This is a genomic window from Stutzerimonas stutzeri (assembly GCF_002890895.1).
Taxonomy (GTDB): domain Bacteria; phylum Pseudomonadota; class Gammaproteobacteria; order Pseudomonadales; family Pseudomonadaceae; genus Stutzerimonas; species Stutzerimonas stutzeri_AB.
Genome location: NZ_POUL01000003.1, coordinates 337840 through 359681, shown reverse-complemented (window position 1 = coordinate 359681; position 21842 = coordinate 337840). Strand labels below are relative to the sequence as shown.

Annotated in this window: 20 protein-coding genes; 9 read left to right on the top strand and 11 right to left on the bottom strand. The window is 62.5% G+C overall.

From position 1 onward, the window contains the following. The first annotated feature begins 156 nt into the window (after nt 1-156). Complete coding sequence (locus CXK96_RS07370; RefSeq protein ID WP_423835183.1) at nt 157-1650, top strand: sialate O-acetylesterase; 1494 nt, start codon at nt 157-159, stop codon at nt 1648-1650. 2 nt (nt 1651-1652) lie between these two features. On the opposite strand, the gene CXK96_RS07365 is transcribed toward CXK96_RS07370, so the two are convergent. The 4 genes from CXK96_RS07365 to CXK96_RS07350 form a co-directional block, all read right to left on the bottom strand. Further along, nucleotides 1653-2573, bottom strand: a complete 921-nt coding sequence (locus CXK96_RS07365) for an AraC family transcriptional regulator (RefSeq protein WP_102835821.1) — start codon at nt 2571-2573, stop codon at nt 1653-1655. Nucleotides 2574-2704: 131 nt separating this feature from the next. Continuing rightward, nucleotides 2705-3157, bottom strand: a complete 453-nt coding sequence (locus CXK96_RS07360; RefSeq protein ID WP_102835820.1) for a ferritin-like domain-containing protein — start codon at nt 3155-3157, stop codon at nt 2705-2707. A 112-nt stretch (nt 3158-3269) separates the two neighbouring features. Further along, entirely contained in the window at nt 3270-4625 is a 1356-nt protein-coding gene (locus tag CXK96_RS07355) for a heavy metal sensor histidine kinase (RefSeq protein WP_102835819.1), read from the bottom strand. Further along, complete coding sequence (locus CXK96_RS07350; RefSeq protein ID WP_102835818.1) at nt 4622-5293, bottom strand: heavy metal response regulator transcription factor; 672 nt, start codon at nt 5291-5293, stop codon at nt 4622-4624. Before CXK96_RS07350 ends, CXK96_RS07355 begins: the two co-directional genes overlap by 4 nt. Before the next feature lie 146 nt (nt 5294-5439). Here CXK96_RS07350 and CXK96_RS07345 point away from each other — a divergent pair, with 146 nt between their 5' ends. After that, entirely contained in the window at nt 5440-5934 is a 495-nt protein-coding gene (locus CXK96_RS07345; protein ID WP_102835817.1) for a GlcG/HbpS family heme-binding protein, read from the top strand. 14 nt (nt 5935-5948) lie between these two features. Then, the gene (gene uraH / locus CXK96_RS07340; RefSeq protein WP_102835816.1) at nt 5949-6359 is read left to right on the top strand and encodes a hydroxyisourate hydrolase; all 411 of its coding nucleotides are present in this window, start codon (nt 5949-5951) and stop codon (nt 6357-6359) included. A 66-nt stretch (nt 6360-6425) separates the two neighbouring features. Here the strand turns inward: uraH and CXK96_RS07335 are convergent, their stop codons facing one another. The 6 genes from CXK96_RS07335 to CXK96_RS07310 form a co-directional block, all read right to left on the bottom strand. Continuing rightward, a complete protein-coding gene (locus CXK96_RS07335) occupies nt 6426-7679 on the bottom strand; it encodes a sensor domain-containing phosphodiesterase (RefSeq protein WP_102835815.1) in 1254 nt (417 codons plus the stop codon). Nucleotides 7680-8109: 430 nt separating this feature from the next. Next, nucleotides 8110-9387 carry a sensor domain-containing phosphodiesterase gene (locus tag CXK96_RS07330; protein WP_102835814.1) on the bottom strand — a complete coding sequence of 426 codons (1278 nt, stop codon included), beginning with the start codon at nt 9385-9387 and terminating at the stop codon, nt 8110-8112. A 199-nt stretch (nt 9388-9586) separates the two neighbouring features. After that, the gene (locus CXK96_RS07325) at nt 9587-10972 is read right to left on the bottom strand and encodes a PepSY-associated TM helix domain-containing protein (protein WP_102835813.1); all 1386 of its coding nucleotides are present in this window, start codon (nt 10970-10972) and stop codon (nt 9587-9589) included. 220 nt (nt 10973-11192) lie between these two features. After that, nucleotides 11193-11576, bottom strand: coding sequence for a DUF2946 domain-containing protein (locus CXK96_RS21125; protein ID WP_102835812.1), 384 nt, complete (start codon nt 11574-11576; stop codon nt 11193-11195). A gap of 61 nt (nt 11577-11637) precedes the next feature. Further along, entirely contained in the window at nt 11638-12483 is an 846-nt protein-coding gene (gene xth / locus CXK96_RS07315) for an exodeoxyribonuclease III (RefSeq protein ID WP_102835811.1), read from the bottom strand. A gap of 102 nt (nt 12484-12585) precedes the next feature. After that, on the bottom strand, nt 12586-13494 hold the full coding sequence (locus tag CXK96_RS07310; protein ID WP_102835810.1) for a LysR family transcriptional regulator: 909 nt from the start codon (nt 13492-13494) through the stop codon (nt 12586-12588). Between the two features lie 256 nt (nt 13495-13750). On the opposite strand from CXK96_RS07310, the gene gcl reads away from it, so the two are divergent. The 6 genes from gcl to CXK96_RS07280 all read left to right on the top strand — a co-directional run bounded on the left by gcl (nt 13751) and on the right by CXK96_RS07280 (nt 21496). After that, nucleotides 13751-15532 carry a glyoxylate carboligase gene (gene gcl, locus CXK96_RS07305; RefSeq protein ID WP_102835809.1) on the top strand — a complete coding sequence of 594 codons (1782 nt, stop codon included), beginning with the start codon at nt 13751-13753 and terminating at the stop codon, nt 15530-15532. A 216-nt stretch (nt 15533-15748) separates the two neighbouring features. Then, the gene (hyi, locus tag CXK96_RS07300) at nt 15749-16531 is read left to right on the top strand and encodes a hydroxypyruvate isomerase (protein ID WP_102835808.1); all 783 of its coding nucleotides are present in this window, start codon (nt 15749-15751) and stop codon (nt 16529-16531) included. 32 nt (nt 16532-16563) lie between these two features. Continuing rightward, nucleotides 16564-17454, top strand: a complete 891-nt coding sequence (locus CXK96_RS07295) for a 2-hydroxy-3-oxopropionate reductase (protein ID WP_102835807.1) — start codon at nt 16564-16566, stop codon at nt 17452-17454. A gap of 344 nt (nt 17455-17798) precedes the next feature. Further along, the gene (locus CXK96_RS07290; RefSeq protein ID WP_102835806.1) at nt 17799-19070 is read left to right on the top strand and encodes a glycerate kinase type-2 family protein; all 1272 of its coding nucleotides are present in this window, start codon (nt 17799-17801) and stop codon (nt 19068-19070) included. Between the two features lie 50 nt (nt 19071-19120). Then, a complete protein-coding gene (gene pyk / locus CXK96_RS07285) occupies nt 19121-20536 on the top strand; it encodes a pyruvate kinase (RefSeq protein WP_102835805.1) in 1416 nt (471 codons plus the stop codon). A gap of 75 nt (nt 20537-20611) precedes the next feature. Next, nucleotides 20612-21496, top strand: a complete 885-nt coding sequence (locus tag CXK96_RS07280; RefSeq protein ID WP_102835804.1) for an urea transporter — start codon at nt 20612-20614, stop codon at nt 21494-21496. Between the two features lie 3 nt (nt 21497-21499). Here the strand turns inward: CXK96_RS07280 and CXK96_RS07275 are convergent, their stop codons facing one another. Then, the gene (locus tag CXK96_RS07275; protein ID WP_102835803.1) at nt 21500-21724 is read right to left on the bottom strand and encodes a DUF2188 domain-containing protein; all 225 of its coding nucleotides are present in this window, start codon (nt 21722-21724) and stop codon (nt 21500-21502) included. Nucleotides 21725-21842 lie beyond the last annotated feature (118 nt).

Genomic DNA, 21842 nt, shown 5'->3' with positions numbered 1-21842 from the left:
CCTCCAGAACTAAGCGCCTCCCAGATCGTCGAAACGCGAGCCCTGCCTTTACGGTATGCCGCAAGCTCCCGTCTCCCTTGCATCGCGCTCGTTTGCGCTTCAATCACAAGGATCCGATCGATGCCCTTTGCTTCCAGCCAGTCCAGCCGAGCCTTCATGCTCCCTAGAAATCCGATCGTTTATGCCGCTTTTACCGGCCTCCTGCTTTCAGGCGCCCCACTGCTAGCCCACGCCGATGAACCGGCCATCGCTGCGCGCGATGCCCAGAACAAGCGCTGGAGCCAGGAGATGATCGAGCATCCCAAGCATCAGCCGCCGGCCCTCGATGCGAAGTACAACCACGTCATCACTTTCGGCCAGTCGCTGGCATCGGCTGCCGAGGGCTGGCCTGCGCTATCCAAGCAGCCGGGCTATGACAACCTCATGCTGGGAGATTCGACGCGCTCGGCCACCTTTAGCGGCGATCGCTTCGTCCCGGTCGGCGGCGCCGCGTTCAAGCCGCTCCAGGCGGTGGTGCAACTCAAACGCGACCCGAAGGTTCTGCTCGATGCCGACGCCGTTGCGCAGCTGGAAGAAAAGGCCCAGGAAGAAGGCGAGTCGGTGGAAGTCGGCGCATTGAACATGGCCCGACGGCTCTATCTCGATAGCAAAGGCATCGAGGCCGACCCGGAGCATTTGCTCGTCGCCAGTAACGCTGCGACGTCGGGCCGCTCCATTGCTCAGCTGTCCAAGGTCGGCGGCACCCACGAATACAAGCGCGTGCTCCAAGCGGTGGATCAGGCCCGGCAGGTCGCGCAGGCCGATGACGCCAGCTACAACCTCAGCGCCCTGTTCTGGCTGCAAGGCGAATACGACTATGCCGAGGTACAGGGCGGGGTCAACGACAAGGCCACCTACAAGAAGATGCTGCGTCAATTGCGCAACGACATGAACGAGGACACGGCCAAGGCCATCGGCCAGGAGCGGATGCCCGCGTTCATCAGCTACCAGACCGACGCCAAGACATCGGTCGTCGATGGCAGCCTGGACATCGGCCTTGCGCAGTGGGAGCTGGCGAAGGAAGAGCCCAACTGGTACCTGGCCGGCCCCGTCTATCCCTACGTCGACAAAGGCACGCATCTGTCGGCCAATGGCTACCGCTGGTTCGGCCAGATGCTCGGCAAAGTACTCCACCAGGTGGTGGTCGAGCAGCGCGGCTGGCAACCGTTATCACCTCTGCACGCGACGGTCGAAGGCCGTGAAATTCTGATGGACTTTCACGTACCTCATCCGCCGCTGGCCTTCAGCGAGCCCTATCTTGGGCACAAGGCGCAAATGATCGAGAACTACGGTTTCGTCATCACCGATGACAAGGGCAAGGTACCGGTGGAAAACATCGAAGCCGCTGCCGATACCGTGTTGCGCCTGGTGGTTGGCCGCGATCTGGTGGGCGTCCCGACGATTCGCTACGCCAGCCATGCGACAGGCGGCGCCGGTGAACTGCATGACAGTGACCCCACCGTCGCGGACGCCAATTACGAATACCTGCCCGATGAAGGCATGCCGGACGAAGCCAATATTGAAGCGCTGGTGGATAAGCCCTACCCGCTCTACAACTGGTCGATTGCCTTCGAGATCAAGCCCAGCAGAGGACACGACTCGGCGCGTTGAGATCAGGCGCTGTTGCGCAGGCGGGCCAGATCCTTGACCGGGGAGGCACCGAACAGCCGGCTGTATTCGCGGCTGAATTGGGATGGGCTCTCGTAGCCGACCCGATAACCCGCCGCCGACACCTCCAACCCTTCGGCCATCAGCAAGCGGCGAGCTTCCTGAAGGCGAAGCTGCTTCTGGTACTGCAGCGGGCTCATGGCGGTAAGCGCCTTGAAGCGATGATGCAGGCTGGAGCTGCTGAGATTGACCCGTCGCGCCAGCTCCTCGATGCGCAGCGGCTCGACGTAGTTGCGATTGAGCCATTCGATAGCATCGTTGACCCGGTGCGACTGACTCCCTTGCAGCGCCACCGCCTGCAGATGATGCCCCTGCGGGCCGCAGAGCAGGCGGTAGAAAATCTCGCGCAAGGCCAGAGGCGCCAGGACCGGAATGTCATTCGGATTGCTCAGCAGGCGCACCAGCCGAAGCGTGGCATCCAGCAGCGGCGCGTCGATACGGTCCAGATAGAGGCCGCGCCCCTCGGTGTCCTTCGGCGTCGGAGGCAGGCTGGCCTCAGCGACCAGCCCGGCAATCAGCGACGGATCGATGTCCAGCCGAACGCAGATGTAAGGCTCATCGCTGGACGCCCGAATGACGCAGCCGGCGACCGGCAACGTCACCGACACCACCAGATAGTGCAGCGGGTCGTAGCGATACAGCTCGTCGGCCAGGCGCACTTCCTTGCCGCCCTGCACGATGACGCACAACGCCGGCTTGTGCAGCCCGTAGGTCATCTCGCCGGGCTTTGCGCAGCGGATCAGATGCAACGGCTCGATAGCGGTCGGGTGCATCCCGTCGCCGCTGACGGCACCCTCGACCAACCGTGCCAGCTCGGCACGCTGAGCGCTGGTATCGCCATCCGACGGTGATACGAAAGAGTTCATGAGCAGCCAGCTCCCTGATGCACGAAGGGATGAAGCTTAGCAGCTTGGCTGAACTGCACCGCTAGCCACAGCGAGGTCCCGGAAACAGGAACGCCGGCACTATGGCCGGCGTTCTTCATTTGATCGATCGATCAGCTGCGGGCGCGTTCGGCGTCGCGCAGTGCTTTGACCTGATCATGGTTGCGCTGCACGCCCTGCATCTGGCGCTCCACGACTGAACGCACATCCATCGGCAGGTCTTTTTCCAGCGCCTTGCGGTAGCTCTTGAGGGCGACATCTTCGCCACGCTCGCACTCGTTGAGAATCGCTTCGTCGTCCTTGCCGGTGACCATCGTCTTGAGGTCAACCCAGCGGCGGTGCATATCACCTGCAGTGCTGGTAGTGGTTTCTGGGTCGCCACCCAGGGTGCGTACCAATTGCTGCAGCTCGGCGGCCGCCGTGGCGCAATCCTGGGCACGCTGGTTCATGGTGGTCTTCAGCTGCGGATTCTTCAGATCCTCAGCGCACTCGCGAAAACCCTTCTCACCGTCCTTGCTGGTTTCGATGAGATCGTTGAGTACGGAAATGGTGTCTTTGGTATCCATGAAGATTCCTCCTAAGGGCTTTTGAACGGGCCGGAACAAACACGGCCAACCTGTTAAGTCGACTGTGCCGTTTCGACAAAGGTTCAGCCGGGCCGCCCGGTGGAAGCCGCGCTCAACAAGGAAAGGACAAGCTGAAGCTGGTGCCTGATGCGTCGCTTGTCACCCGCACCTCACCCCCGTGCAACTGCATGATCGAGCGCACTATTGCCAGTCCCAGCCCGCCAGAGTCGCCCGGCTCGGCACGGGACGGATCGCACCGATAAAAGCGGTCGAACAGGCGCGGCAGGTGCTCTGGAGGAATCGCCGGCCCCTTGTTGGCGACGCTGATCACGATTCGATCGCCCGTGCATTGGCTGGCCACGGTGACGACCGTCCCCGCCTCGCCGTAGCGCAGCGCATTGGCGATCAGGTTGGCCAGTGCCCGGCGCAGCAGCTCGGGATCGGCGCGCAGCTTGCCGGTTGCCTCTTTGTGCAGGCGCATGCCGTGCTCTTCGGCAATGCCTTCGAAATAGTCGCCGAGCTGCTCCACCGCTTCGGCCAGATCGATCTCCTCCAGGCCGACCTGTTCGTTTGCCTGTTCGGTACGTGCAAGGAACAGCATGTTGTTGATCATGCGCGCCAAGCGCTCGTACTCCTCCTGGTTTGATGCCAGTAGGCTCTGGTAGTCCTCCAGCGAACGCACCCGGCGCAGCGCCTGTTGGGTCTGCCCCATCAGGTTGCTCAGCGGGGTACGCATCTCGTGCGCCAGATCCTCGGAAAACCTCGACAGCTGGGTGAAACCCGCCTCCAGCCGCGCCAGCATCTGGTTCAGTGCATCGCTCAAGGCCCGCAGCTCGCTCAACTCGGCGCAATCGTCGATTCGCAGGTGCAGGTGCTGGACGTCGATCGCCAATGCGCGGCGGGTCAGCTGACGCACCGGCCGCAGCCCGCGCTCACTCACCAGCCAGCCCAACAGAAACGCCAGCAGCGCGCCGGCTGCCAGCGCCAGGCAGAGCTTCAGGCGGTACGCCGCAAGCATCTGCCCACGCTCGGCCAGCAATTTGCCGGCAATCAGCGTCAGACCGCCCTCCGCCCGCTCGATATGCACCCAGGCCAGGCGCGCCTTGTCGTCAAGGTCATCGAGTTGCGGCTGCGCCTCAAGCGGCAGCTGCGGGATCGCCAACTGAACGGGGTTGATCTCGATCAGCGGCTGGCCGCCCTCCCCCAGCACCCAGAGCAGGTTGTCCCGATTGCCGAGCATGTTGGCGTAGAGCTGGGGCCGCTCACGCAATGCCTCGATGCTATCGCTGTCATCGAGCAGGGCTCGCATGCGCTCCAGCCGACCCAGCAAGGCCTGATCGTCGCGCCAGGCGATCTCGCGCTCCAGTGACTGGTACAGATAAAACCCGATTGCGCCCAGCAGTGCCGTGCTGACCACCGCGAACATCAGCGCCAGCCGCAGGCTCAACGAGCGTGGCATCAGGCTCATTCCGGCGCCTCCAGCAGGTAGCCCATGCCGCGTACGGTATGGATCAGCTTGGGCTGGTAGGGGTCGTCCACCTTGGCGCGTAGGCGGCGAATGGCGACATCCACCACATTGGTGTCGCTGTCGAAATTCATCTGCCAGACCTGCGAAGCGATCTGCGCTCGCGACAGTACCTCGCCTTCGCGGCTGAGCAGCAGATGCAGCAGCGCAAATTCCTTGTTGGTCAGCGTCAGCCGCTCGCCGTTGCGGCTGACGCGACGGCGCAGCAGGTCCAGCTCCAGATCGGCCACCCTGAAATGCTCGACCTCGCGCGGCGGCCCGCGACGCAGCAAGGTGCGCACCCGCGCCAACAGCTCGGCATAGGAAAACGGCTTCACCAGGTAATCGTCAGCGCCCAGTTCGAGGCCCTTGACCCGATCCTCCACGGCATCGCGTGCGGTGAGAAAAAGCACCGGCGTCTGCGCCTTGCGCCGCACGATTTGCAACAGCTGCCAGCCGTCGATGCCGGGCAGCATGACGTCGAGAATGATCAGATCGAACTCGCTCTCCTGAATCAGGTGCTGGCCATCCAGACCATTGAGCGCAACCTCCACCAGATAGCCGGATTCGCTCAAGCCCTTGCGTAGGTAGTCGGCTGTCTTGAATTCGTCTTCCACCACCAGTATGCGCATTTGTACCTCCCGGGCGAGGCGCATAGGCTAGGCCGGCCAGTGCGTTTATCCCATTACAAATACGTAATCCACCGGCAATGGGTTTGACGGGGCCGCCAGCACAGGATGGCGCCACCTGCTCCACGGAGCCCATTGAGGAGAAACCGATGCGCATTGTTCCCCTGTCGCTGCTCGGCCTGGCGCTTGCCAGTGCCCAGGCGCTGGCCGCCACGCCACAACCCGTTAACCAGCAGAACGTATCGCTGCAACTGGCCAACGCCCTGCTCGACTCGACCATGGCCGCCTGCCATGCCGACGGCCGTACTGCCGCTGTGGCAGTGGTTGATCGCGGCGGCAACCTCGTCGCGCTACAGCGTGATGACAATGTCGGTCCGCACAACACCATCGCGGCACAGCGCAAGGCCTATACCGCATTGTCGAGCAAGACGCCCACCCGCTTGTTCGGTGAGCGTGCACGCAACAACCCGGACGCCGCCAACCTCAACACCTTCGACGAATTGCTGCTACTTGGCGGCGGCGTTCCGCTGCGGGTCGGCGCTGAGGTGATTGGTGCCATCGGCGTAGCCGGTGCCGGCGGCGCCGAAACCGACGAAGCCTGCGCCACCCAGGCGATCGCTCAGCTGCTGCCTTCCAAATCCTGATCGGAGAAACACCTATGACTTCTTTGAAAACCCTTTGCGCCAGTCTCGTCCTCGCCGGTCTTTCCAGCCTCGCCATGGCGGCCGACAACCCGCTCAGCGTGCATGTGCTCAACCTCAACGATGGCCTGCCGTCGCCCGATGTAAAGGTCACCCTGGAAAAGCAGAACGGCAACCAGTGGGCTGTGCTGAACGATGGCGTCACCAACCAGCAGGGCCGCATCACGGCGCTGTACCCACAAGGCAAGGCGCTGGAAAAAGGCACCTACCGTGTCACCTTCAAAACCGGTGACTGGTTCGAGGCACACGACACGGCGAGCTTCTTCCCGGAGGTTCCGGTGATCTTCGAGGTGGACGGTACCGTGCCGCACTATCACATCCCGCTGTTGCTCAGCCCATACGGTTTCTCGACCTACCGGGGTAATTGAGCCCACAGAGCCTGCCACACTGATAGTCGCAGCCAGGCGGGCTGCAGCTATCAGTCGCGGCCTCGTCTAGATCATCTGCCTGTCACCCAGTGGCAGAGGGCAGCCAAGCAGATAGCCCTGCGCCTTGCTGACCTGCAGTTCCCGCAGAATGGCCAGTTCAGCCTCCGTCTCGACGCATTCGGCGACGATCTTGCACTCAGTTTCCTGGCCGAAACGAATCAGCGCCGAAGCGAGTGCTCGGCAGTCGCGGTTGCTGTCGATGTTACGGATCAGGCTGCCGTCGAGTTTGATCACGTCCGGCTTGAGCTTGAGGATGTGGCGAAAGCTCGCATAGCCGGCACCTGCATCGTCAACGGCCAATAACAGGCCTTTCGCTCGCATCGGCGCAAGCGCTTCGGCAATCAGGTCATAGTCACGAACCGAAGCATGCTCGGTCACCTCGAGCATCAACCGGTCCAGCGGCTGGCCTTCCAATAGCGCTCCGACTGCGCCGGCCAGAATGGTTTCCGGCGAGACGTTAACGGACAAGTAGCAGTCTCGGCGAATGTCGCCCAGGCCTTTCAACGCTTCCTTGACAAGCGCCATTTCCAGCTCGCACTGCAGACCGACCTGCTCGGCCTCGTCAAACCAGAGATCCGGGGTACGTTGCGGTTCACCAGAGAACCGCGCCAGCGCTTCGTAGCCGACCACGCTGTTCCGTAGCACGTTGAAGATTGGCTGATACACCACGTTATAGGCCTGCTCGCTCAGCACGCCATTGATCCGTGCGAGCCGCTCCTCGTGTTCTCGTTGCTCCCTGGCCTGTGTTTCGAGCAGTCGGCCGGCAAAGTCGGCGAACAACCGCAGGGTGTCCAGGTCACGCTCGTTCAGGGTGCCGTCAGGCTTGGAACTGAAGCAGCAGAAGGTGCCGTATAAACGGCCATCGCTGAAGCGGATTGGCACGCTGATATAGGAGCCGATACCGAGGATGGCGGTAATTGGCAGCGCCACCGCTTCGGGAAGCTTGCTGGTGTCCGGGATCAACTGCGGCAGTCTGCCGTCAACGACCCGCTGGCAGTAACTGTCGGAAAGAGGGTCAGAGCCGCCGACACATATCGGTGGCGAGTCGTCACGACCACACACATGGCGAAACACCCGCAAACCCTGCACCATCTCGGCGACGAACGCGACGTCCATTCCCAGATGCGAACGCACCGAGCGCAGCGCCTCGCACAGCATATCGCCCACCGAGTGGCCCGCTGTTTCTATATCCCGCAGCATGGAGGCCGCGTCACCCCTGTCCTCGAAAACTTCGGGGCCCAACCGAACGTTCTGCAGCATTCACACCTCCGGTGAAATAGCCGTTTCGCTTCGACGGCTTGAGTGGATCGCCTTATCCGCAATACGGTTAACGCTGCAGCCCCGCTGCAAGGTTAAGACTTGTCGCCAGTGTGGTTTGTTTCAGACGCCTTGCTGAGATTCCAGATGATCGGTTCCCGGCTGCGAGCCTCTGCGATCAGCCTGCCTTGCGCAGCGGCCCTCGGGGCGTTATGGGGCAAGGTCTAGCGGCCCATTCACTGACTCAATAGCTGTTCATCACGACACCAAGCCTTTGCAGCGGTGCCATGTAAACCTCAGAGCAGCTCCCAACAATCTCAACCTACATCCCCCTCGCTCAGTCGGCAGCATCGGACCGCTATCACGCCAACTACCCGTCATCCCTGTTAACCCTCGATGCCCAGCGCGACCTTCGATACCAGTTCTCATGCAGCTACGAGAAAGCCTGCTCGAACGCTGCGGAAACCGGCGCGGTGATGGGAACCGGGCGACCAAGCAGGAAGCCCTGTGCCTTGTTCACCTTGAGCTCCCGCAGCACCGCCAACTCCGCTTCGGTTTCGATGCACTCAGCCACGACCTTGCTGCCCGTTTCTTCAGCGAAGCGAATCAGTGCGGCCGCCAGGGCGCGGCAATCGGTGCTGCTATCGATGTTGCGGATCAGGCTACCATCCAGCTTTATTACGTCCGGCTTGAGCTTGAGGATGTGACGGAAGCTGGCAAATCCAGCTCCTGCATCATCCACCGCCAGTCGCAACCCCTGCTCTCGAAGTGGTTCGAGGACATTGGCGACAATCTCATAGTCGCCGATGGACACATGCTCGGTTATTTCAAGGATCAAACGGTCCAGCGGCTGACCCGCAAGCGTTGCAGCGAGCGCCCCCGTAAGCACCGTAGCCGGCGAGACGTTCAAGGACATGTAGGTCTGTTCCGGCAGAAAAGCGAGCCCTTTGAGCGCCGCCTCGATCAATGCAATTTCCAATTCTGCTTGCAGACCGACCGATGCCGCTTCGGCGAACCACAGATCGGGCGTTCGCGCTGGCGTTGCGCTGAAGCGCGCCAAGGCTTCATACCCGACAATCCGGTTTTCGAGCAGATGAATGATCGGTTGATAGACCACCGAGTACGTTCGTTCTTCCAGCACCGAACGGATGCGACTATGGATTTCGGCATAGCGCATCTCGCTGAGCGCATGCCGCTCGAGCAACCGCCCGGCGAATGCGGCAAACAGCCTCAAAGTGTTCAGATCGCGCTCATTGAGCGTGCCGTCAGAGGTCGTGCTGAAACAGCAGAAAGTGCCGTAGAGGCGCCCATCGCTGAAGCGCAGCGGCACGCTGAGGTGTGCGCCAACCGGCAGGGCCTTGGTCACTGGCATGGCAAGGGCTTCAGGCAGAAGCGCTGCGTCCTGGATCAACTCCGGCAGGCGTCCGTCCAGCACACGCTGACAGTAGCTGTCTTCCAGCGGATCTGAGCCGCCAATGGCGAGCTGCAGTGGCACGAAGTTGCCATCAAGGTAGCGAAACACTCGGCTTCCGCCGCGAAACTCGCTGATAAACGCTACATCCATACCCAGGTGCATGCGCACCGCATGAAGCGCCTCGGTCAGCATTTCGCTGAGTGAAAGATTCGTACCCTCAAGGCGAAGCAGGATCGATACCGGATCGTCGATAACCGTAAAACGGTCAGCTCGATCAGGCTTCACATCGTCAGACATGGACTCCCTCCCCCACTACGGCAGCCATGTCTTGCCGAGTGACCGAACCCAAAATATTTGAAAGCCGCCCCGTTCCTGGGCCGGCTTCCTGAACAGCTGACCCGATACTACTGATACAAACGCAGACGCTGTACTTTCGCCGACGATCGGCGCAAAAATCGCAGCGATGGTCTATCGGACCCCGAAGTCAGGCATCCCGCTAAGCCGCGTCGGGCCGGTAACGCCAGGGCGCTGTCAGAACGAACTCGCTTACCAGGAACAACAGAAGACTGCCGCCCAGAACCGGCAGGCAATAGCCAAACAGCAGCGCCACGGCGAGCGTGGTCCAGCGCACAGGTGGCGACAGACCGCGCAGAACCGCGACCACCCCCAGCCGACCAGCTCGGCGCTGCCCGCGGCGTCGCCACCACATCAGGTAACCGAAGGCCACCAGGAACGCCAAGCCAAGCGCCGTGACGGCAAGCAACAACTGGTTAGCCAGACCGAACAGCGAACCCATATGTGCATCGATGCCCCAGCGCGTCAGCTTGGCTGCAATGGGGAAGGTCGCGAAATCAATCCGATCCGTGATGCCCAAGGTGCGCGGATCGACAGCGACGGCATCGACCTGGGTGGGCCAGCTGCGGTCGATTTCAGTCACCGTCCAAGCGCGATCTGGCCCGACAGCCGGGACGATCTCGACCTTGCCAGCTTCTATTCCGCTCGCTCTGGCCGCGCCAAGGACTTGATCGAACATCTCCGGTGCTGCCACTCGGGGCGCCGACATGGCCATTCCGGTGTGGTGTGCATGTTCGCCCGCAGGTGCGGCCGTTTCGCCACCCAGTGCGGTCGAGACGCTCGGGGTCGACATGCCCAGTGCGGCTCGCGCAACACCGATGTTGCCGCCTGCCCATCGCGACCAGGTCAGACCCGTCGCGGAGAAGAACAGCAACCCGATCAGCAGGCACAAACCGAGCGTGGCGTGCCAGCGTCGCAGACCTCTTGAGCGCACCGGACCTCCGCCGCGCCGCCGCCGGATGTACCACAACGCAAAGCCACCCAGTGCTGCGACCCACAACCAGGACGCTGCCAGTTCGCTGTAAAACCGCCCTGGCTCGCCAAGCAGCAGGCTGCGGTGAAACTGATCGAGCCATGTGCGCAACGGCAGCACGCCGCTTGTGCCGTAGACGAGCAGGTCGCCCCTAATCTCAGCTGTAACCGGGTCAATGAATATGGCGCGACTTTCAGACGCGCCAAGGCCTGGCGCCTGAAACATTACGCGCGTAGTCGTGCCCGGTTGCGGTGCCGGACGTACCGCCGACAGCGTCGCCGCTTCGCCAATATAGGTCTGGGCCGCCTTGATCTGCCGAGCCAGTGGCTGCGGCGTACCGCTGCTGTCGCTGTAGAGCTGCTCGGCGTACAGCCGGTCCTCTAGCTGCGGTGTCAACGCATAGACCAGGCCGCTCAAGGCAGCAACAAAGATGAACGGGCCGACCAGCAGCCCGACGTACAGATGCAAACGAATCAATAACGCCAGCAGTGGGTGCTGTGTTCGGGAAGGCAGGAGTGGTGCCTCATGGTGGGCGCCAGCGGTACTTGAAGTCATGACTACTTACTCGATCGAAACGGCAGCAGCTTCTCTGTAAGAGCCAGTTTGCTGCGATCAATGGCGCAGCAATGGTTCAGATCGCGAGCAAGCTCGCGCCTACAAAGGCGGGGCCGTATTTTCGCGCTGCCGGCCGGGACGTAGGCCTGCAGCAAGGGCCAGCAACCAATAGCGGCGAACGCAACCACCGGCGGCTACCGGACAGACAACACTTGATCGATCAAGCGAAAGGAGAGGCGCGGGGGTTCAGGCTCGGCCAGCGATATCGCGGCGATAACAGCGGTGCGGTGACCGAAGGCAAGTTGCCGAGCGGCACCAGTCGAGGATGGAGCAATACTGGCGAGCCAGCTGGAATAGCTGCCAGCGAGGCCGACCCCGCGGCACAGCAGCAAGGCATACCCTGATGATGACTCTGCGCCGGCGCGGACTCGCTGGCATGACCGTGATGCTGGTCTGCCTTTAGCGCATGGTGATGGCCCATCGCATCATGCCCACCTGCTATAGCCTTGGCCCGCATATGCGCAGCCATCAGCGGCATCGAGCACAGATGCAACAGGACGGCGAAGGTGGCTATCCAGACGGGAGCACGACGACGGCGGTGCATGCAGCTAGCGGCCCCAGTGAAAACGGATGGGCGCCGAACCTGTGATCCGGCGCCAGTGAAGTTACTTGGCAGTGCTCTTGGCCTTGCTGCGCTTGGCCGGTTTTTCAGATTCTTCCTGCGCAGCCTCACCACGAAGGGTTATCCAGGTCGGCGCGTGGTCGCTGGCGTGTTCCTGGTCACGCACCCAGCGATCCACCCCGGCATCGACCAGTCGCGGCGCCAGATCAGCGCTCAGCAATAGATGATCGATGCGCAGCCCGGAGTTCTTTTGCCAGTGCTGGCGGAAATAATCCCAGAAGGTATAGAGGCGCTCGTCCGGGTACTTGGCGCGTAACGCATCGGTCCACCCTTGATCGAGGAGCCGCTGAAAACACTCACGGCTTTCGGGTTGCAGCAGCGCATCCTTGGTCCAGGAGCGGGGATTGTAAATGTCCTCGTCGGTGGGCACCACGTTGTAATCCCCAGCCAGTACCACCGGATGACCGTTCGCGAACAGCCCGGCTGCGTGCTCGATAAAACGTTCGAACCAGCTCAGCTTGTAATCGAACTTCGGTCCCGGCTGCGGGTTGCCGTTGGGCAAATAGAGGCACGCGACGATCACCCCATGGGCGGCGGCTTCGAGATAGCGACTGTGGGTATCGTCCGGATCGCCCGGTAAGCCGCGGCGGATCTCCAGCGGGTCGTCGCCCTTGGCCAGGATCGCCACACCATTCCATGACTTCTGCCCCTGCCAGATGGCGCCGTAGCCGGCCGCGCGAATGTCATCGATGGGGAAATCGGCGTCCTGCGCCTTCAGTTCCTGCAAGCACACCACGTCCGGCTGTTCGCGCTCCAACCATTCGAGCAGGTTGGTTCGACGGGCACGGATGCCGTTGATGTTGAAGGTGGCGATTTTCAGTTGATCCACTGGGCACCTCTGACGATAGCTGCGATTGTTTGACGGCCGCAGCGCGTGGATGTGCTTCGCGACATCCACACTACGACCAGACGCGGACCGACGTGGTTCGACTCAACGCACCTCCCAGTAGCCCGGCGCGTTGTAGATCTGCTTCAGATAATCGATGAAGAAGCGGACCTTGGCCGGCAGATAGCGCTGCTGCGGATACACCGCCTGGATGTCATAGGCCGGCAAGGCGTACTCGTCGAGCACCGTCACCAGCTCGCCGCGCTTGAGTTCGGCCTGGATTTCCCAGGTCGAGCGCCAACCGATACCCAGGCCCTGCTTGACCCAGTCGAACAAGAGTTCACCGTCGTTGCAGTCGAGATTCCCCGCCACCCGCACCGCCACCTGTTTGCCGTCACGCAAAAAAGTCCAGCCGCGCTGCTGCCCGCCTTGCAGGTTGAACGCCAGGCAATTGTGTCGCGCCAGATCTTCCAGCGTGCGCGGTACGCCCTGGCGCTCGAAGTAGTCCGGCGAACCACAGACCACACGGCGATTGGGGAACAGCTTGACGGCAACATAGTTGGGATCAGTCACCTCGCCGATGCGGATGCCCATGTCGTAACCGTGGCGCACCAGATCGACCACGCTGTCGGTGAAATTGAAGGACAGCTGCAGGTCCGGATAGCGCGCCTGGAACGCCGGCGCGTGCGGGCCGATGTGCCGACGTCCAAATGCCGCGGGCGCCGATATCACCAGGTGCCCGCGCACCGAGGTGCGGTCATGGCTGATGCTGGCATCGGCTTCGTCGAAATCCTTGAGCAACCCTCGGGCGCGCTCGAGGTATTGCTCGCCGAGGTCGGTCAGCGCCAGCCCGCGCGTCGAGCGGTGCATCAGCTTGACGCCCAGGTGCCGCTCCAGCGCATCGAGCCGGCGCCCCATGACCACCGGCGTTACGCCTTCCTTCAGCGCAGCGGCGGCAAAGCTGCCGTTTTCAGCCACCAGAACGAAGCTGTGCAAGGTTGTGTAGCGATCCATTCGATACTCCTGATATCGACAGAATTGAAGTTTCTGCCAATTCCCTCGTTCCGGCCAGCCCTTCATGCTTGGGCCACGTATAAAAACTATTGAATAAAAAGACAGCCACGATCTAGCGAGCTAGAGACCTGCAAGGCAAAAGCAGGCGAGGAAGCGGAGTTTGCTGGTGCAAATGAGCATTCCGAGCCTGGTTTTAACGCAGCAGGGCCGACGCGCAGCAGATCGTGAACAATTCTAAGAGTCAGGAGGAACGACCATGCCCCGAATGAGAGCAATCGATGCCGCCGTAGCGGTGTTACGCAAGGAAGGGATTGATACCGCCTTCGGCATCCCTGGTGCGGCGATCAATCCGTTGTATTCCGCCATGCGTGCCGACGGCAGCATCCGTCACATTCTGGCTCGCCACGTCGAAGGCGCTTCGCACATGGCCGAGGGTTACACCCGCACCAAGGCCGGCAACATCGGCGTGTGCATCGGCACTTCGGGCCCGGCCGGTACCGACATGATCACCGGCCTCTACTCGGCCTGGGCCGACTCGATACCGATCCTCTGCATCACCGGCCAGGCGCCGCGTGCTCGCCTCTACAAAGAAGACTTCCAGGCTGTGGACATCGAGTCCATCGCCAAGCCGGTCACCAAGTGGGCCGTGACCGTGCGTGAGCCGGCACTGGTGCCGCGCGTGTTTCAGCAAGCCTTCCACGTCATGCGCTCCGGTCGCCCTGGCCCGGTATTGATCGACCTGCCGTTCGACGTGCAGATGGCCGAGATCGAATTCGACATCGACACCTATGAGCCGCTCTCCGTTTACAAGCCGGCCGCCACCCGCAAGCAGATCGAGAAAGCCATCGACATGCTCTGCGCCGCTGAGCGCCCGTTGATCGTCGCTGGTGGCGGTATCTACAACGCCGGCGCCGAAGCCCTGCTGGTGGAGTTTGCTGAAACCGTTGGGGTACCGGTGATCCCGACCCTGATGGGCTGGGGCTCGATTCCCGATGACCATCCGCTGATGGCCGGCATGTGTGGGCTGCAGACCAGCCACCGCTACGGCAACGCCAACATGCTGGCCTCGGACTTCGTGCTCGGCATCGGCAACCGCTGGGCCAACCGCCACACCGGCTCGGTCGACGTCTACACCAAAGACCGCACCTTTGTGCACGTGGATATCGAACCGACCCAGATCGGCCGGGTGTTCTCGCCGGACTTCGGCATCACTTCCGATGCGGGTGCCGCGCTGGAGCTGTTCGTCGAAGTCGCCAAAGAGCGCAAGGCCGCCGGCCAGCTGCCGGATCGCACCCCATGGGCCGCCGACTGCCAGGAACGCAAGCGCACCCTGCTGCGTAAAACGCACTTCGACTCGGTGCCGATGAAGCCGCAGCGCGTGTACCAGTGCATGAACAACGCGTTCGGTCGCGACGCCTGCTACGTCAGCACCATCGGCCTGTCGCAGATTGCCGCCGCGCAGTTCCTGCATGTCTACAAGCCGCGCCACTGGATCAACTGCGGCCAGGCCGGCCCGCTCGGCTGGACCATTCCGGCAGCGCTGGGTGTGGTCGCCGCGGACCCAACGCGCAAGGTGGTGGCGCTTTCGGGCGACTACGACTTCCAGTTCATGATCGAGGAGTTGGCGGTGGGCGCGCAGTTCAAGCTGCCCTACATCCACATTCTGGTGAACAACGCCTACCTCGGCCTGATCCGCCAGGCGCAGCGCGGCTTCGAGATGGATTACTGCGTGCAGCTGGGCTTCGAGAACATCAATGCCGATCAGGCCGGTATGGAAGGTTACGGCGTCGACCACGTCGCGGTGGTCGAGGGCCTGGGTTGCAAGGCGATCCGCGTGTTCAAGCAGGAAGACCTGCGCCCGGCCATCGAACAGGCCCAGGCCTGGATGGCCGAGCATCAGGTGCCGGTAGTGATCGAGGTGATCCTTGAGCGCGTGACCAACATCGCCATGGGCACCGAGATCGACGCCATCAACGAATTCGAGCCGCTGGCCGAGGGCCGGGAAGACGCACCGACTGCGGTCGCGCTGCTGGATTGACCGTTACACCGAGCGCGACCTGCCACCAACGCGTGGAAGACGCTTCGCGGTCTTCCACGGGGCGGCCACCCGTCCTACGGCAGGAACAGCTCGGACTCGTAGGGTGGATATCGCGAAGCATATCCACCGCAAACGCAACACCCCGGATGGCTGCGCGTCGCGCAACCACCACGAGCATCACCGGATTGTCCCTACAGACAAAAAAGGAGAAACCCCATGCCCCGCTTTGCCGCCAACCTGTCCATGCTGTTTACCGAGATGGATTTCCTCGACCGCTTCGCCGCCGCTGCCGAAGCCGGCTTCAGCGGTGTCGAGTACCTCTTTCCCTACGACTACCCGGCCGAAGAGATCAAGGCGCGCCTGGACGCCCACAACCTGACCCAGGTGCTGTTCAACCTGCCGGCCGGCGACTGGGCCAATGGCGACCGTGGCATTGCCTGTGACCCGGAGCGGGTCGAGGAATTTCACGCCGGCGTCGACCAGGCCATCGCTTACGCCAAGGTCCTGGGCAACACCCAGATCAACTGCCTGGCGGGCATTGCACCCAAGGGCGCCGACCTCGGCAAGCTGGAGATGACCTTTATCGAGAACCTGCGTTACGCGGCGAAGAAGCTCGAAGCCGAAGGTATTCGCCTGGTGATGGAGATGATCAACACCCGCGACATCCCGCGCTTCTTCCTCAACAACACCTCGCAGGCGTTGGAGATTCGCGACAAGGTCGGCAGCACCAACCTGTTCCTGCAGTACGACATCTATCACATGCAGATCATGGAAGGGGACCTGGCGCGCACCCTCGAGACCAATCTGGCGGCGATCAACCATGTGCAGCTGGCCGACAACCCCGGCCGTAACGAGCCGGGAACCGGCGAGATCAACTACCGCTTCCTGTTCGAGCACCTGGACCGTATCGGCTACCAGGGCTGGGTTGGCTGCGAATACAAGCCGGCCACCACCACCGCGGCCGGCCTCGGCTGGATGAAAGCGCATAACGCTATCTGACCCGACCTGAACGAATCGAAGGAGAAAACCTCATGGCTAAGATTGGATTTATCGGCACCGGCATCATGGGCCTGCCTATGGCTCAGAACCTGCAGAAAGCTGGCCACAGCCTTTTTGTTTCGACTCACCACGATGCGGCCCCGGCCGCCCTGCTCGAAGCAGGCGCCGTTGGCCTGGCCAATCCGAAAGAAGTCGCGCAGGAAGCCGAGTTCATCATCGTCATGGTGCCAGACACCCCGCATGTCGAAGACGTGTTGTTCCGCGAGAACGGCATTGCCGAGGGCGTCGGCCCGAACAAGCTGGTGATCGACATGAGCTCGATCTCACCCAGCGCCACCAAGGCGTTCGCCGAGAAGATCAACGCCACGGGCGCCCAGTACCTGGATGCGCCGGTCTCTGGCGGTGAAGTTGGTGCCAAGGCTGCAACGCTGTCGATCATGGTGGGTGGTAGCGAGGACAGTTTTGCCCGCGCCCTGCCGCTGTTCCAGGCCATGGGCAAGAACATCACCCTGGTCGGCGGCAATGGTGACGGCCAGACCGCCAAGGTCGCCAACCAGATCATCGTGGCGCTGAACATTCAGGCGGTGGGCGAAGCCCTGCTGTTCGCCGCGAAGAACGGTGCCGACCCAGCCCGCGTCCGCGAAGCACTGATGGGCGGTTTCGCCGGTTCGAAGATTCTCGAAGTGCATGGCGAGCGCATGATCAAGGGCACCTTCGATCCGGGCTTCCGCATCAGCCTGCACCAGAAGGACTTGAACCTGGCTTTGGCCGGTGCCCGCGAGCTTGGCCTGAACCTGCCCAACACGGCTAACGCGCAGCAGGTCTTCAGCACCTGCGCAGCCATCGGTGGCAGCGGCTGGGATCACTCGGCGCTGATCAAGGGGCTGGAGCACATGGCCAACTTCTCGATTCGCAAGGATTAAACAGAAACTTCAGCCTTCGAGCACGTTGGCCAAGCCAAGCGGCCCACCTTCAGGGACAGACAGACCAGGTGGTGGGAACCGCAACGTTTGGCCCAGCGATGCTCAAAGGGTCGGATTGGAGTTGCGCGGGGTCGGAATCACAGCGTCCCCCACAACCTCAGCCCAGCGCACCTGCGATCCGATCGCTGCCCTCGGGCGGCACCCCTTTCGACCTGCTCGGCACGAGGAGTCACGGCCTGACTGCCGGGTGGGTCGATTCCAAACCTTAGGACTTGCTTTTGTACTTGCATAACCGAGCCCTAAGGTCTGGAATCGGGCACCTGACCTACTAGATGGAGTTGTACATGAACCTCGAACCGCAAGCCTTCCTGCGCGACCTGTTCACCGCCGCCATCGATGCCGCGCACCCGCGCCAGGTGCTGGCCGACCATTTGCCGGCAGACCGCAGCGGCCGGGCCATCGTCATTGGAGCAGGCAAAGCGGCAGCCGCCATGGCCGAAGCCATCGAAGCGGTCTGGGAAGGCGAGCTCTCCGGGCTGGTGGTAACGCGCTACGGCCACGGCGCCGACTGCCGCAAGATCGAGGTGGTGGAAGCGGCGCACCCGGTGCCGGACGATGCCGGTGAGCGCGTCGCCCGCCGGGTGCTAGAAATGGTCAGCAACCTCGAAGAAAGCGACCGGGTGATCTTTCTGCTCTCCGGCGGCGGTTCCTCACTTCTGGCACTGCCGGCCGAGGGCATCAGCCTCGCCGACAAGCAGGCGATCAACAAGGCGCTGCTGCGCTCCGGCGCGCACATCGGCGAGATGAACTGTGTACGCAAGCACCTCTCGGCGATCAAAGGCGGCCGTCTGGCCAAGGCCTGCTGGCCAGCAAGCGTCTACACCTACGCGATTTCCGACGTGCCGGGTGACGAAGCCACGGTGATCGCCTCCGGCCCGACCGTCGCGGACCCGACCACCTCGGCCCAGGCCCTGGCGATCCTGGCGCGCTATCACATCGAGATACCGCAGAATGTTCGCGCGTGGCTGGAAGATCCTCGTTCCGAGACGGTCAAGGCGGATGATCCGTGCCTGTCACGCAGCCACTTCCAGCTGATCGCCAAGCCTCAGCAATCCCTCGACGCGGCGGCCGAGAAGGCGCGCGCAGCGGGCATCACCCCACTGATTCTCGGCGACCTGGAAGGCGAAGCACGCGATGTAGCCAAGGTCCATGGCGGTATAGCTCGCCAGGTGGTGCTGCACGGTCAGCCGATCAAGCCGCCCTGCGTAATCCTCTCCGGCGGCGAAACCACGGTGACCGTGCGCGGCCATGGCTGCGGCGGCCGCAACGCCGAATTCCTCCTGAGCCTGACGGACACTCTGCAAGGGCTGCCGAATGTTTACGCACTGGCCGGCGACACCGATGGCATCGACGGCTCGGAAGACAACGCCGGCGCCTTGATGACACCCGAGAGCTACGCTCGCGCCGAGGCGCTGGGCCACAGCGCAGCAGATGCCCTGGCGAACAATGATGGCTACGGTTATTTCCAGGCGCTCGATGCGCTGCTGATGACCGGCCCGACGCGGACCAACGTCAACGATTTCCGCGCCATCCTGATCCTGCCGTCGTCCCGCTAGCGGGACACGGCAAGCAGGGTCCCTAACCACAACTGCCGATAGAGCCTGCCATGACACCCGACAAGAAGGTCAAGATTCTCGCCACCCTGGGACCGGCCACACGCAGCATCGAGGATGTGCGCGAGCTGGTGGAAAACGGCGTCAACCTGTTCCGCCTCAACTTCAGCCATGGCGAGCACGCCGACCATGCCGAACGCTTCGGCTGGATTCGCGAGGTGGAACGTCAGCTGAACCAGCCGATCGGCATCCTCATGGACCTGCAAGGGCCCAAGCTGCGCGTCGGTCGTTTTGCAGAGGGCAAGGTACAGCTCAAGCGTGGGCAAACGCTGCGTCTGGACCTCGACTCGACGCCGGGCGACAGCACGCGGGTCAACTTGCCGCACCCGGAAATCATCGATGCCCTGCAGCCCGGCATGAGCCTGCTGGTGGACGATGGCCGTCTGCGCCTGACAGTGACGGCCAAGCATGCTGATGCCATCGACACGCGCGTGGTGGCCGGTGGTGAGCTGTCCGACCGCAAGGGTGTAAACGTGCCAGAGGCGGTGCTGGAGTTGAGCCCGCTGACCGAGAAGGATCGGCGTGATCTGGCCTTTGGCCTGGAGCTGGGTGTCGACTGGGTGGCGCTGTCATTCGTCCAGCGGCCACAGGACATTCATGAAGCACGCGAACTGATCGGCGACCGCGCCTTCCTGATGGCCAAGATCGAGAAACCCTCAGCCGTGCAGCACCTGCGCGAAATCGCGCGGCTGTGCGATGCGATCATGGTGGCGCGGGGCGACCTGGGCGTCGAAGTGCCCGCGGAAAACGTCCCGCGCATTCAGCGCAATATCGTACGCACCTGCCGCCAGCTGGGCCGGCCGGTGGTGGTGGCGACGCAGATGCTCGAATCGATGCGCTTCTCCCCGGCACCGACCCGTGCCGAGGTGACTGATGTGGCCAACGCCGTGGCCGAAGGCGCCGACGCGGTGATGCTCTCGGCGGAAACCGCCTCCGGCGAGTACCCGCTGGAAGCGGTGAGCATGATGAGCAAGATCATCCGCCAGGTGGAAAGCGGCCCGGACTACCAGGCTCAGCTGGACGTCAATCGGCCAAGCGCCGAGGCCACCCTGCCCGATGCGATCAGCTGCGCCATTCGCCGGATCAGCGGCATTCTGCCGGTTGCGGTGCTGGTCAATTACACCGAGTCAGGCCGCTCCAGCCTGCGCGCTTCGCGCGAGCGACCGGCCACGCCAATCCTGAGCCTGACGCCGAACCTGACGACCGCACGCAAGCTGACCGTGGCCTGGGGCGTGTACTCGGTGATCGATGCACGCATGTATGACATGGAGCATGTCTGCCTCAATGCGCTCGAACTGGCCCGCGCCCAGGGCATGGCGGGCACCGGGGATACTGTGGTGATCACGGCGGGCGTGCCGCTGGGGCAGTCTGGCACCACCAACTCGCTGCGCATCGAAATGCTCAACTGACCCTCCAGACAACCTCACCGGCGCAGCGCAGCTCCGCCGGTGAGGGTCTGTTCGCCCTTTTCTCACGACACGCCCATGCCCCCTCGTTTTTCGCAGTTGTTGCGCTCGATGCTCAACGGGATCAGCCAAATCTTCTTGCAGCGCCACCTGGGCTGCGGCCTGCTGATCCTCTTTGCAATCGCGCTGCATGACCTGGCGTTTCTGGCGGGCGCCCTCCTCGGCCTGCTGAGCGGCACCTTGTCGGCGTGGCGCCTCGGTTATCCACCTGAGGATATCGAAACCGGTCTCTACGGCTACAACGCCGCGCTACTAGGGCTTCTGATCACACTGATGCTCGGTCTGGCGCCGCTCGCCTGCCTGCTGATCGTCATGTCTGGCGCGTTGTCGAGCGCCGTGCAGCACCACCTGCTCAGACGGATGCGTGAGCGGCGTAGCTTGCCGGGTTTCACCCTCTCCTTCGTCCTCTTGGGATGGTTGGCCATGGGGCTATCAGGTGTTCTGGAAAGCGTTGTCGAGGCGCGCACACCCGAGCATCAGCTGGATGGCTGGGGCGCGCTGGGGGGAATAATGCGCGGGGTGGGCCAGGTCTTGTTTCTCGCCGACCCCATGGCGGGGCTGTGCCTGTTCGCGGCGTTACTGCTGGCTGATCGACGTGCTGCAGTGTGGACACTGTGCGGCTCGGCAGTAGGCATCTTTATGGCACTGCTGGCCGGAACTTCCGAGCCGTCAGCGCTGGCCGGACTGGCTGGCTACAACCCGGCGCTCGCCGCTCTGGCGTTGAGTCAGGTTCACCGCTCGGCACTGGCGCCAGCACTGGGCATCGGCTTGGCGATCATTTTCCGGCTGTTCTTCGATCAGCTCGGCCTGCCGCCACTGACCATGCCCTTCATTCTCGCCTGCTGGGCGGTCACGCTGGGTAAACGTCAGTATCAGCGCCAGGGCGAGTTGCAGCCGAGCTGAGGGTTAGCCCCTGGTGGCGCGTGGGTCCTGGTCCCGCGGGTAGGTTCGTTCTTCTTCGATCTTGCCGTCGAGGGTATGGATTTTCACCGAGGCGGTGCGCAGCTTCATGTAATCACGGGTCTCGTTGATGATGTCTTCCTTCGTCGAGGCTTCAAGCAGCGCGCGTTTATCGCCTTCCTCACGCAGCACCCAGCGATCGTCATCGTGCGTGATGTGGTAGTTCTCCATGTTGCCTCCCTCTGTTTATTGAACGTTGAAGTTATAGAACGCTTCGGTTGATGACGGTTCGATTGGCTGTTGATCGACACCACCACTTGAGGTGCAAAAAACCCAACAAGGTTATAAA